This window comes from Paraburkholderia sp. UCT31 (genome assembly GCF_014397655.1).
Taxonomy (GTDB): Bacteria; Pseudomonadota; Gammaproteobacteria; order Burkholderiales; family Burkholderiaceae; genus Paraburkholderia; species Paraburkholderia tuberum.
This window is the reverse complement of record NZ_VZQP01000008.1, coordinates 90,432-103,891: the sequence shown is the minus strand read 5'-3', so window position 1 is coordinate 103,891 and position 13,460 is coordinate 90,432. Positions and strand designations below refer to the sequence as shown.

Annotated in this window: 6 protein-coding genes; 2 read left to right on the top strand and 4 right to left on the bottom strand. The window is 65.6% G+C overall.

The annotated features are described in order from the left end of the window. The first annotated feature begins 555 nt into the window (after positions 1-555). Together putA and F6X40_RS08570 are read left to right on the top strand one after the other, a co-directional pair. Positions 556-4,494 (top strand): trifunctional transcriptional regulator/proline dehydrogenase/L-glutamate gamma-semialdehyde dehydrogenase, encoded by a 3,939-nt coding sequence (gene putA / locus F6X40_RS08575; protein ID WP_187627435.1) that lies wholly within the window; start codon positions 556-558, stop codon positions 4,492-4,494. 87 nt (positions 4,495-4,581) lie between these two features. Further along, positions 4,582-5,730, top strand: a complete 1,149-nt coding sequence (locus F6X40_RS08570) for a branched-chain amino acid ABC transporter substrate-binding protein (RefSeq protein ID WP_184069837.1) — start codon at positions 4,582-4,584, stop codon at positions 5,728-5,730. 97 nt (positions 5,731-5,827) lie between these two features. Here F6X40_RS08570 and F6X40_RS08565 read toward each other — a convergent pair whose 3' ends face one another. The 4 genes from F6X40_RS08565 to gcvP all read right to left on the bottom strand — a co-directional run bounded on the left by F6X40_RS08565 (position 5,828) and on the right by gcvP (position 13,436). Further along, positions 5,828-7,573, bottom strand: coding sequence for a thiamine pyrophosphate-binding protein (locus F6X40_RS08565; RefSeq protein ID WP_184069835.1), 1,746 nt, complete (start codon positions 7,571-7,573; stop codon positions 5,828-5,830). Positions 7,574-7,811: 238 nt separating this feature from the next. Continuing rightward, positions 7,812-9,200, bottom strand: a complete 1,389-nt coding sequence (locus F6X40_RS08560; protein ID WP_187627434.1) for an L-serine ammonia-lyase — start codon at positions 9,198-9,200, stop codon at positions 7,812-7,814. A 29-nt stretch (positions 9,201-9,229) separates the two neighbouring features. Continuing rightward, a complete protein-coding gene (locus F6X40_RS08555; RefSeq protein ID WP_187627433.1) occupies positions 9,230-10,360 on the bottom strand; it encodes an alginate lyase family protein in 1,131 nt (376 codons plus the stop codon). 139 nt (positions 10,361-10,499) lie between these two features. Next, positions 10,500-13,436 carry an aminomethyl-transferring glycine dehydrogenase gene (gcvP, locus tag F6X40_RS08550; RefSeq protein ID WP_187627432.1) on the bottom strand — a complete coding sequence of 979 codons (2,937 nt, stop codon included), beginning with the start codon at positions 13,434-13,436 and terminating at the stop codon, positions 10,500-10,502. Positions 13,437-13,460: the final 24 nt, after the last annotated feature.

The following is a 13,460-nucleotide window of genomic DNA, read 5'->3' as shown; positions in this document are numbered from 1 at the left end:
CGCGAATCCCCACACTCGCGCGCATCCGGCTTCATGAGCCGTTGCGCGCCCTCTCCTGATCTCAGTCGTTCAGCGCGTTTCGCGTATTGCCCGCCGATCCACGCGAGGCCGCGCTCGCACGCTTGCGCTCCTCTTCGCGCCGATTCGAGCCCCTTGTCGCGCCTCGAATGAAAAACACCGCACAGGTCGCGCACATCGCCCAGATGCCCAGTATTACCAGCCACTTTTCCATTACACCAACCCTCGAGAACCCCGTTTATGTTTTCTGCGTGCCCTGAAACCGACGTTTCGGGCCGTCCGTCTTCGTGCTTCTGTATATCGGCGCGCGAAGTCGTTTGATAAGGCTTATTTCAAAAAGAATCACGCCAGGGAAAGTACCGATCGAAAACACCCCGGTTCGACTGTCGGTCACCGCCCGGAAACCCGTGTTCCATAAGGCTTCCGACGGGGTGCAACCAACCTGCCGATTTGGTTGCACCTTTTTATTTGGAGGCGTACGATTCGCCCAACTTTTAGTCTTTCGCCTGGCTCGCGCCCGGTATCAGAGAAGGAAACATGGCTAGCACCACTCTTGGCGTCAAGGTCGACGACCTCCTGCGTTCCCGGCTCAAAGATGCCGCCACCCGCCTCGAGCGCACCCCGCACTGGTTGATCAAGCAGGCGATTTTCGCCTACCTCGAAAAGATCGAGCACGGCCAGTTGCCGCCCGAACTGTCAGGCGCAACCGGCACGGCCGATCTCGCCGACGGCGCGGCGGTCGAGAACGAGGAAGACGGCGCGTCCCATCCGTTCCTCGATTTTGCGCAGAACGTGCAACCGCAGTCGGTGCTGCGCGCGGCGATCACCGCCGCGTATCGCCGCCCTGAACCCGAGTGCGTGCCGTTCCTGCTCGGCCAGGCGCGTCTGCCGGCCAACCTCGCCGGCGACGTGCAGGCGATGGCCGGCAAGCTCGTCGAAACGCTGCGCTCGAAGAGCAAGGGCGGCGGCGTGGAAGGGCTGATCCACGAATTTTCGCTGTCGAGCCAGGAAGGCGTCGCGCTGATGTGCCTCGCCGAGGCGCTGCTGCGCATTCCCGACCGCGCGACCCGCGACGCGCTGATCCGCGACAAGATCAGCAAGGGCGATTGGAAATCGCACGTCGGCCAGGCGCCGTCGCTGTTCGTCAACGCGGCGACCTGGGGTCTGATGATCACCGGCAAGCTGGTGACGACCAATAGCGAGACGAGCCTGTCGTCGGCGCTCACGCGCCTGATCGGCAAGGGCGGCGAGCCGCTGATCCGCAAGGGCGTCGACATGGCAATGCGCCTGATGGGCGAGCAGTTCGTGACCGGCGAGAACATTTCCGAAGCGCTCGCGAACAGCCGCAAGTACGAGGCGCGCGGTTTCCGCTATTCATACGACATGCTCGGCGAAGCGGCCACCACCGAGGCCGACGCGCAGCGCTACTACGCGTCGTACGAGCAGGCGATCCACGCGATCGGCAAGGCCGCGGGCGGCCGCGGCATCTACGAAGGCCCCGGCATCTCGATCAAGCTGTCGGCGCTGCATCCGCGCTACTCGCGCGCGCAGCAGGAACGCACGATGAGCGAGCTGCTGCCGCGCGTGCGTTCGCTCGCGATCCTTGCGCGCCGCTACGACATCGGCCTCAATATCGACGCCGAAGAAGCCGACCGCCTCGAACTCTCGCTCGACCTGCTCGAAGCGCTGTGCTTCGATCCGGAGCTGCAAGGCTGGAACGGCATCGGCTTCGTCGTGCAGGCGTATCAGAAGCGCTGCCCGTTCGTGATCGACTACCTGATCGATCTGGCGCGCCGCAGCCGTCACCGTGTCATGGTGCGGCTCGTGAAGGGCGCGTACTGGGATACGGAAATCAAGCGCGCGCAGGTTGACGGCCTCGAAGGCTATCCGGTCTACACGCGCAAGGTCTACACCGACGTGTCGTACCTCGCCTGCGCGAAGAAACTGCTCGGCGCGCCCGATGCCGTCTATCCGCAGTTCGCGACGCACAACGCGCACACGCTGTCGGCGATCTATCAGCTCGCAGGCAACAACTACTACCCCGGCCAGTACGAGTTCCAGTGCCTGCACGGCATGGGCGAGCAGCTCTACGAAGAAGTCACCGGCCGCGACAAGCTGAACCGCCCGTGCCGCGTGTACGCACCGGTCGGTACGCATGAGACGCTGCTCGCGTACCTCGTGCGCCGGCTGCTCGAGAACGGCGCGAACACGTCGTTCGTGAACCGCATCGCCGACGAATCCGTCGCGATCAAGGACCTGGTCGCCGATCCGGTCGAGGAAGCGTCGAGGATCGTGCCGCTCGGCGCGCCGCACGCGCGCATTCCGCTGCCGCGCAACCTGTATGGCGCGCAACGGCTCAATTCGATGGGCTTCGATCTGTCGAACGAGCATCGGCTCGCGTCGCTGTCGTCGGCGCTGCTCGCGAGCGCGCATCATCCGTGGCGCGCCGCGCCGATGCTCGAAGACAACCAGATCGCGGTCGGCGCCGGGCGCGACGTGCGCAACCCGGCCGACCAGCGTGATCTCGTCGGCACGGTCGTCGAAGCGACGGCGGAGCACGTGAGCGCCGCGCTCGGCCATGCGGTGGCCGCCGCGCCGATCTGGCAGGCGACGCCGGTCGAGGCGCGCGCGGATTGCCTCGCGCGCGCCGCGGATCTGCTCGAAGCGCAGATGCACACGCTGATGGGCCTCGTGGTGCGCGAAGCGGGCAAATCGCTCGCCAACGCGGTCGCGGAAATCCGCGAAGCGATCGACTTCCTGCGCTACTACTCGACGCAGATCCGCGACGAGTTTTCGAACGACACGCATCGGCCGCTCGGTCCGGTGGTCTGTATCAGCCCGTGGAATTTCCCGCTGGCGATTTTCATGGGCCAGGTGGCCGCCGCGCTCGCGGCCGGCAACACGGTGCTCGCGAAACCGGCCGAGCAGACGCCGCTGATCGCAGCTCAAGCGGTGCGAATCCTGCGCGAAGCGGGCGTGCCGGCGGGCGCGGTGCAACTGCTGCCGGGCAATGGCGAGACGGTCGGAGCCGCGCTGGTCGCCGATCCGCGCACGCGTGCGGTGATGTTTACCGGCTCGACCGAAGTCGCGCGTCTGATCAACAAGACGCTGTCCGGCCGACTCGATCCGGATGGCAAGCCGATTCCGCTGATCGCCGAAACCGGCGGCCAGAACGCGATGATCGTCGACTCGTCGGCGCTCGCCGAGCAGGTCGTCGCCGACGTGCTGCAGTCGTCTTTCGACTCCGCCGGTCAACGGTGTTCGGCGTTGCGCGTTCTTTGTTTGCAGGACGATGTCGCGGACCGCACGCTCGAAATGCTGACGGGCGCGATGCGCGAGCTCGCGCTCGGCAACCCGGATCGGCTGTCGACCGACGTCGGCCCGGTGATCGACCTGGACGCGAAGCGCGGCATCGACGCCCACATCGCGGCGATGCGCGACAAGGGCCGCAAGGTCGAGCAACTGCCGCTGCCGGAGGGCGCGACGCAGGGTACTTTCGTGCCGCCGACGCTGATCGAGCTCGACAGCATCGACGAGCTGAAGCGCGAAGTGTTCGGTCCGGTGCTGCACGTGGTGCGCTATCGCCGCAGCCAGCTCGACAAGCTGCTCGAACAGATTCGCGCGACGGGTTACGGTTTGACGCTCGGCATCCACACGCGCATCGACGAAACGATCGCGCACGTGATCAGCCGCGCACACGTAGGCAACATCTACGTGAACCGCAACGTGATCGGCGCGGTGGTCGGGGTGCAGCCGTTCGGCGGCGAAGGACTGTCGGGTACGGGGCCGAAGGCCGGCGGTGCGTTATATCTGCAGCGTCTGCTCGCAACGCGTCCGGCTGGTTTGCCGAAGTCGCTCGCGCAGGCGCTGGTGGTCGAAGTACCGCAGGCGGCGCAGGCGGCAGAAAAGGGCGACAATCCGGCGGCCGCGCTGAGCGCGTTGCGCGACTGGCTGATCGCCGAGCGCGAGCCGCAGCTTGCCGCGCGTTGCGACGGCTATCTGTCGCATGTGCCGGCGGGCGCGACCGCGGTACTGTCGGGGCCGACCGGCGAGCGCAATACGTACACGCTGGGCCCGCGCGGCACGGTGCTGTGTATCGCGTCGACGGCGAGCGGCGCGCGCGTGCAGTTCGCGGCGGCGCTGGCTACGGGAAATCGTGCGTTGTTCGAGGGCGCGGCCGGTGAACAATTGGTTTCGCAATTGCCGGCGTCGCTGAAGGCCCACGCGAGCGTGAAGAAGAGCGCCGACGCGCCGTTCGACGCCGTGCTGTTCGAAGGCGACAGCGATGAGCTGCTTGCGCTCGTGAAGGAGGTCGCGAAGCGCGCGGGGCCGATCGTGTCGGTGCAGGGCGTCGCGGCCCGTGCGCTCGCGAGCGGCGACGAGGACTACGCGCTCGAGCGTCTGCTCACCGAGCGCTCGGTCAGCGTGAATACCGCGGCGGCAGGCGGCAATGCGAATTTGATGACGATCGGTTGAGCGAACCTCGGCGATTTATTCAATAGAAAGGAAGCGGCACGGCGACCCCGACACCGCTTCATCCACACCTGGTATCAAGGAGAAGCTATGCAATACAAAATGAAACAGCTGGCAGGCGCAGCTCTGGTTGCCGCCATGTCGCTGGCGGGGACGGCCAACGCTCAATCGACGGAAGACGTGAAGATCGGTTTCGCCGGTCCGATGACGGGCGCACAGGCGCACTATGGCAAGGACTTCCAGAACGGCATCACGCTCGCGGTCGAAGAGTTCAACGCGACGAAGCCGGTGATCGGCGGCAAGCCGGTTCGCATCGTGCTCGACTCGGCCGACGACCAGGCCGACCCGCGCACCGGCACGACGGTCGCGCAGAAGCTCGTGGATGACGGCATCAAGGGCATGCTGGGCCACTTCAACTCGGGCACGACGATTCCGGCCTCGCGCATCTACGCGAACGCGGGCATTCCGCAGATCGCGATGGCGACGGCGCCGGAATACACGCAGCAGGGCTTCAAGACCACCTTCCGCATGATGACGTCCGACACGCAGCAAGGCTCGGTCGCTGGCACGTTCGCGGTGAAGAACCTCGGCATGAAGAAAATCGCGATCGTCGACGATCGCACCGCTTACGGCCAGGGTCTTGCGGATCAGTTCGAGAAGGCTGCGAAGGCGGCAGGCGCGACGATCGTCGATCGCGAATACACGAACGACAAGGCCGTCGACTTCAAGTCGATCCTGACCAAGCTGAAGTCGTCGAACCCGGATCTGATCTATTACGGCGGCGCGGATTCGCAAGCCGCACCGATGGTCAAGCAGATGAAGCAGCTCGGCGTGAAGGCGCCGCTGATGGGCGGCGAAATGGTCCACACGCCGACCTTCATCAAGCTCGCCGGCGATGCGGCGAACGGCACGGTGGCTTCGCTCGCCGGTCTGCCGCTCGAAGAAATGCCGGGCGGCAAGGCATACGTCGAGAAGTACAAGGCGCGCTTCAACGAAGATGTGCAAACGTACTCGCCGTACGCGTTCGATGGCGCGATGGCGATGTTCACCGCGATGAAGAACGCGAACTCGACCGATCCTGCCAAGTACCTGCCGGTGCTCGCCAAGACGTCGAAGCCGGCCGTGACGTCGGCCAACCTCGCGTACGACGCGCGCGGCGATCTGAAGAACGGCGGTATCACGCTGTACAAGGTCGTCGATGGCAAGTGGACGACGCTGCAAAGCGTGGGCGGCAAGTAAGTTTTTTGCTGACTACGGTTGATAATAGAAAACCCCGCTCTGGCGGGGTTTTTTATGGGCCGCGCATTCGACACGCTGTCAGGCCACGTGGCGATTTTCACTGCCCGCGCATCTTCCTCCCCTGCTCACGAATCATCTCGAGCGTCGCCGCGGGCGTGCTCGCTTCCTGCGGCATGCGAATTTCGATCACGGCCGGCAGCTGCGATTCGATCGCGCGTTGCAACGCCGGCAGAAAATCCCCGGTACGTTCAACGGTTTCGCCATGCGCGCCGAACGATCGCGCGAATGCCGCGAAGTCCGGATTCGTGAGGCCGGTGCCATGCACGCGATGCGGATAGTGTCGCTCCTGATGCATGCGGATCGTCCCGAATTGGCTGTTGTTGACGACTATGAACAGCACGCGCAGGTCGTACTGCATCGCTGTCGCGAGCTCCTGCGCGGCCATCATGAAGCAGCCGTCGCCGGCGAGCGCGACCACCGCGCGCTGTGGATACAGCGACTTCGCCGCGAGCGCCGCCGGCACGCCGTAGCCCATCGCGCCGCTCGTCGGCGCGAGCTGAGAACGGAAGTGCCGATACGAGAAATGCCGATGCAGCCACGTCGCGTAATTGCCCGCGCCGTTCGTGAGGATCGCGTCGTCGGGCAAGTGGGCGCGTAACTGCTGGATCACTTCGCCCATCTGCACGTCGCCGGGAATTGGGCGCGGCTCGCGCCAATCCAGATACGCGCGATGCGCTTCCTCAGCGGCACCCGCCCAGGCGAGCCTGCCGGACGGCGACGGTTCCAGTTCCGCAAGCATCGCCGCAAGCTCAGGCATGCCCGAGACGATCGGCAGATCGGCCGCATATACGCGGCCCAGTTCTTCCGCGCCCTGATGCACGTGCACGAGCGTCTGCTTCGTCTTCGGGATGTCGAGCAGCGTGTAGCCGTTGGTCGTCGCTTCGCCGAGGCGCGGACCGAGCGCGAGCAGCAAGTCCGCGTCGCGAATGCGCTGAGCGAGCGCCGGATTGATGCCGAGACCGACGTCGCCCGCGTAGTTCGGATGCTCGTTGTCGAAGGTGTCCTGGAAGCGGAACGCGAGGCCAATCGGCAACTGCCAGTTTTCGATGAAACGCCGCAGGTCCGCGCATGCGGCCGCTGTCCAGCCGCTGCCGCCGGCGATCACCATCGGCCGTTGCGCGCCTTCGAGCAACTCGCGCAGCTTCGCGATCTGCGCGGCCGATGGCGACGCCGCCACGCGGTGATAAGCGGGTGCGCCAGGTACCGCGTCGCACGCATCGCTCAGCACGTCTTCGGGCAGCGCCAGCACGACCGGCCCGGGCCTCCCAGAGGTGGCCGTATGAAACGCATGGCTCAGATATTCGGGGATGCGCTTCGGGTCGTCGATCTGCGCGACCCACTTCGCCATCTGACCGAACATGCGCCGGTAGTCGATCTCCTGAAATGCCTCGCGATCGAGATGTTCGCGCGCGCACTGACCGATCAGCAGAATCATCGGCGTGGAGTCCTGAAACGCAGTGTGAACGCCGATCGACGCATGCGTCGCGCCCGGCCCGCGCGTGACGAGTGCGACACCCGGGCGGCCGGTCAACTTGCCGAGCGCTTCGGCCATGTTCGCGGCCGCGGCTTCGTGACGGCAGACGACTGTCTGGATGCGCCCGGTTTCGTCGTGCAGCGAATCGAGCACGGCGAGAAAGCTTTCGCCGGGGACGCAGAACACGCGCTCGACGCCGTGTGTGAGCAACGCCTCGACGACGAGGCGCGCGCCGGTCGTGCGTGCGGTATGGGAAGCGATAACGGAATTGGAAGCGGAATGGGAAGCGGGAGCATTCGGCAGCGACATTGCGAAGAAGCCTCCTGGCAGTGCGTGGGTGCGTTGGGATGGAGCCGCATCGGCGGAACGTGCAACAGCGGCCGATGGGCGCTTCGACAGCTTACGCCGAGCACGTGGGCGCTGTCATGGCGCAGCGCAACTGTTCGATCGGCGTGCGCGCAACGCGATTGCGCAAATGAAAACGCGAGCCGCAAGGCCCGCGCGTTTCCGATGCGATCGCACGCAATTGAATGCCGCGCTCAACGACTCAACACTCGACGATATTTACCGCGAGGCCGCCGCGCGACGTTTCCTTGTACTTGGTCTTCATGTCCGCGCCGGTTTCGCGCATCGTCTTGATCACCGAATCGAGCGACACGTAGTGGCTGCCGTCGCCGCGCAACGCCATGCGTGCGGCATTGACCGCCTTCACCGATGCCATCGCATTGCGCTCGATGCACGGAATCTGCACCATGCCGCCAACCGGATCGCAGGTGAGCCCGAGGTTGTGCTCCATGCCGATTTCCGCGGCGTTCTCGACCTGCTTCGGCGTGCCGCCCATCACGGCGGCCAGCGCGCCCGCGGCCATCGAGCATGCGACGCCGACTTCGCCCTGACAGCCCACCTCCGCACCGGAGATCGACGCATTCAGCTTGTACAGGATGCCGATCGCGGCGGCCGTCATCAGGAAGTCGATCACGCCCTGCTCGTTCGCGCCCGGCATGAAGCGCGTGTAGTAATGCAGCACCGCCGGAATGATGCCGGCCGCGCCATTGGTCGGCGCGGTGACGACGCGCCCGCCCGCCGCGTTCTCTTCGTTGACGGCGATCGCGTACAGGTTGATCCAGTCGACCATGGACAGCGGATCCTGCAACGCGCGCTCAGGGTTGCCCGTCAACGCGCGATACAGCTGCGGCGCGCGCCGCTTCACCTGGAAAGGTCCGGGCAAGTGACCATCGGCATCGGGATTGTTGATGCCGCATCCGCGCGCGACGCATGATTGCATCACGTCCCAGATCTTCAGCAGACCCGCGCGCGTCTCTTCCTCGCTGTGCCAGACGCGCTCGTTTTCCGACATCAACTGCGCGATGCTCTTGCCGCTTGCCGCACACAGCGCGAGCAATTCGTTGCCGGTACGGAACGAATACGGAAGCTGATCGACGGCGCTCAACACCTTCGTGTTCGGCGCGCCGGCCGTCACGACGAAGCCGCCGCCGACCGACAGATAGGTCGACTCGCGCAGCGTTGCCCCTTGCGCATCGAAGGCGAACAGCTTCAGGCCGTTCGGATGCTCGGGCAGCGCCTGACGATAAAACGCGATGTGCTCTTTCTGCACGAAGGGCACCTCGTGCGTGCCGAGCAGCGCGAGTTGGCGCGACGTGCGCACTGCTTCGAGCCGTTGCGCGATCGTCTCGGGATCGACGGTGTCGGGCGCGTCGCCCATCAGGCCCAGCATGACGCCGCGATCGGTGCCGTGTCCCTTGCCGGTCGCGCCGAGCGAGCCGTACAGCTCCGCCTTCACCGATGCGGTGGAAGCGAGCAGCCCGTCGCGCTCGAGTCCCTGGACGAACATCAGCGCCGCGCGCATCGGCCCGACCGTGTGCGAGCTCGACGGACCAATGCCGATTTTGAAGAGATCGAAGACGCTGACTGCCATGTACTGCTCCCTGCCTATAGATAAAGAGTTTAGCGCGCCGGCAGCGGCAAGCACACGGCGAGCCACGCGGGCGGCGTCGGTGCGAGCTGCAGCGCGACTGGCGTAAAGCGTCCATCGAGACGGGCCGCCAGGTGAAACAGTTCCGTCGCGTTCTTCGGATCCCACGGACCCGAATAGCCGGGCAAGCCGGCCTCGCGACGTTTTGCATCGAACGCGACGTTCGAATGCACGAATTCCTCATGCGTCTGACCGCCGGTAGCAAACGGCACGAGCCAATTCAGCGCGGCGAGCAGCGTCGCGCCGTTCGCGCCCTTCTCCTGCAGCCAGTTGCGGTTGTGGCGGCGCGCGGCGAGCGCGGCCGTCACCAGCGGTTGCAGATCGTAGGTCACGTAGTGCAGCGCATCGCGCTCGCCGAAGTCGATCGTCGAGCCGTCCGGGGCGATGTTGTCGCCGATATGCTCGACGAACAGCCGCTGCGCGGCGTTGATCATCTTGCGGTTGTCGAGCGTGAATGCCGCCATCGCGATCAGCTTGATGCGGTGGCTTTGCCAATTGTTGCGGAACGTGCCCGTGAGCGGCCGCGGCTGCGCGTCGATCTGCCCGATGTAGCCGTTCGCGAGCTTCGTCAGAAACGCCATCGCCGCGTTGCGCGTTTTGACGGGCAACGCGCTCGCGGTCATGTCGTACGCGAGGATCAGACCTTCGAAACGCGTTTCGTCGATCGGATTGAAGCTCGGCTGATAGGTCGTGACCCACGCGTACAGCAGACGGTCGACGAGCTTCAGGAAGCGGTCGTCGCTGGTCGCGCGCCACGCGAGCGCGGCGTCGCGCAGCAGGTCGAGATCCTTCTCCGCTTCGACGCTCTGATCGTAGATGCCCTCGTGCGGCAGCGTGCCCTCGGTGTGCAATTTGGCGAGCGCATGCGGCTGCTCGTTCAGATGTGCCTGCACGTTGGCGACGAGCGCCTTGACGCCGGGGTCGGCATTGGTGCGCTCGCTCGTTTGCAGCGCCGGCGCCGCGCAGAAATTCATCGCGGCCTGCGCCGCGCGCAGCGGCAGCAACGCGGCCGCTGCGGCCAACAGTACCGCGTAAGCGGGCCGCCACGGACGGACGCCTGCCGCCTCGGCCCGGCTTTGCATCAATCGCACCTTTCGCGCCATGCGAAACTCCTCGTTAGGCTGATTCGGTGTGTGATGTTAGCCGGTTGCGGCTTTCAACGACAGGACCGCGGGTGGACCGCTCGCGGACGCCGACGGACCTTCACAGCGCCGCGCATGACGTCTCGCCGACTCGCACTGCTTACTCGTAATCGGCGATCGGCACGCACGAGCAGAACAGGTTGCGATCGCCGTACACGTTGTCCGCGCGACCGACCGGCGGCCAATACTTGTTCGCGATCAGCGTCTTCAGCGGGTAGGCGGCGGTCTCGCGCGCATACGCGTGCTTCCAGTCGTCCGAGATCACGACCGCCGCCGTGTGCGGCGCGTGCTTCAGCGGATTGTCCTCGCGGTCCGCGCGGCCTTCCTCGACCGCGCGGATTTCCTCGCGGATCGCGATCATCGCCTCGATGAAGCGGTCGAGCTCTTCCTTCGACTCCGACTCGGTCGGTTCGACCATCAGCGTGCCCGGTACCGGGAAGCTCATCGTCGGCGCGTGGAAGCCATAGTCGGCGAGGCGCTTCGCGACGTCGTCGACGGTGATGCCGCTCGTGTCCTTGAGCGGACGCAGATCGAGAATGCACTCGTGTGCGACGAGGCCGCCGGGGCCCGAGTACAACACCGGATAGTGCGGCGCGAGCTTGTTGGCGACGTAGTTCGCATTGAGGATCGCGGTTTCGGTCGCGGCGGTCAGATTCTTCGCGCCCATCATCGCGATGTACATCCACGAGATCGGCAGGATCGACGCCGAGCCGTACGGCGCGGCCGACACCGCGCCGATGCCATCCTCCGAGCGCTGGTAGCCCGACGAAGTCTGGTTCGGCAGGAACTGCGCGAGATGCGCGCCGACCGCGACCGGACCGACGCCCGGTCCGCCGCCGCCGTGCGGAATGCAGAAGGTCTTGTGCAGGTTCAGATGCGAGACGTCGCCGCCGAACTGACCCGGCGCGCACAGGCCGACCATCGCGTTCATGTTCGCGCCGTCCACGTACACCTGGCCGCCGTGCGCATGCACGATCTCGCAGATTTCGCGGACGTTCTGCTCGAACACGCCGTGCGTCGACGGGTACGTGATCATGATCGCCGCGAGCTTATCGGCGTGCTGCGCGGCCTTCTTCTTCAGGTCTTCGATATCGACGTTGCCCTGCGCGTCGCATGCCACGACCACGACCTGCATGCCGGCCATTTGCGCCGACGCCGGGTTCGTGCCGTGCGCCGAAGCGGGAATCAGACAGACATCGCGATGCGCTTCGCCGCGCGACGCGTGATAGGCGTGGATGATCAAAAGACCCGCGTACTCGCCCTGCGAGCCCGCGTTCGGCTGCAGCGACACGGCCGCATAGCCGGTCGCGGCGACCAGCATCTCTTCGAGCTGATCGATCATCTCGCGGTAGCCGACGGTTTGTTCGGTCGGTGCGAACGGATGGATCTGGCCGAACTCGGGCCACGTGACCGGCAGCATTTCCGACGTCGCATTCAGCTTCATCGTGCAGGAGCCGAGCGGGATCATCGAGCGATCGAGCGCGAGGTCCCTGTCCGACAGGCTGCGCAGATAGCGCAGCATTTCCGTTTCCGAATGATGACGGTTGAACACGTGATGCGTCAGGTACGCGCTCGTGCGTTCGAGCGCGGCCGGCACCGACGCAGAGTTCGATGCGTTGAGCGCGGCGTCGAGCGCGTCGACTTGCGGCACGTCGCTCGTGAAGGCCGCTTGAGCGAACACCGCGAGCAGGTCGGCCAGATCGTGGCGCGTGGTGGTTTCGTCGATCGACAGGCCGACTTGCGTCGCGCTCACGTGGCGCAGGTTGATGCGCCTGGCCGTCGCCGCGTCGTGCAGCGCTTGCGTGCGTGCGCCGGTGTCGAACGTAAGCGTGTCGAAGAAAGTTTCGTTGACGAGCTTATAGCCAAGCTGCTTCGCGCCTTCGGCGAGCAGCGTGGCGATGCGATTGACGCGCAGTGCGATCGTCTTCAGGCCACGCGGGCCGTGATAGACCGCGTACATGCTCGCCATGATCGCGAGCAGCGCCTGCGCGGTGCACACGTTCGAGGTCGCCTTCTCGCGGCGGATGTGTTGCTCGCGCGTTTGCAGCGCGAGACGCAGCGCGGGGTTGCCTTGCGCGTCGACGGTTACGCCGACCAGACGTCCCGGCATTTGCCGCTTGAATTCGTCGCGCACCGCGAGGTACGCGGCATGCGGGCCGCCGAAGCCGACCGGCACGCCGAAACGCTGCGTATTGCCGACCGCGACGTCCGCGCCCCATTCGCCCGGCGGCGTAAGCAGCGTCAGCGCGAGCAGGTCGGCGGCGACGACGACATGGCCGCCCGCCGCGTGGATCGCTTCGGTCAGCGCGCGGTAGTCGCGCACGTCGCCGTTCACGCCCGGGTATTGCAGCAGCACGCCGAATGCGTTGGCGTCGGCGGCTTCAGCGGCCGGGCCGACTTTCACTTCGATGCCGACCGGCGTCGCGCGCGTCTTCACGACTTCGATGGTCTGCGGCAGCACGTCGTCGGCAACGAAGAACACGTTCGACTTCGGCTTGCCGACGCGTTGCAGCAGCGTCATCGCTTCGGCGGCGGCGGTCGCTTCGTCGAGCAGCGATGCGTTCGAGATCGCGAGGCCGGTCAGGTCGGTGACCATCTGCTGGAAGTTCAGGAGCGCTTCCAGACGGCCTTGGGAAATTTCAGGCTGGTACGGCGTGTACGCGGTGTACCAAGCCGGATTTTCGAGCACGTTGCGCAGGATCACCGTCGGCGTATGGGCGTTGTAATAGCCCTGGCCGATGTAGGAGCGGAACACCTGGTTCTTGTCCGCGAGCTCGCGCAAGGCGGCGAGCGCTTCGGCTTCGCTCTTCGGTTGCGCGAAGGGGCCGAGCGGCAGCGTTTCGGTGCGGCGGATCGTCTTCGGGATGACGGCGTCGATCAATGCCACGCGCGACGCGAAGCCGAGTGCTTCGAGCATCGCTTGCTGGTCGGCCGTATCCGGGCCGATATGCCGTTCGGCGAAGGCGTCGTGCACTTCGAGCGCGGCGAGCGAGAGAGGAGTGCGGTTCATCAGACGATCCGGGTGTTCGAGCTTCATGGGTGTTCCTGGCGGCGCGGCGCG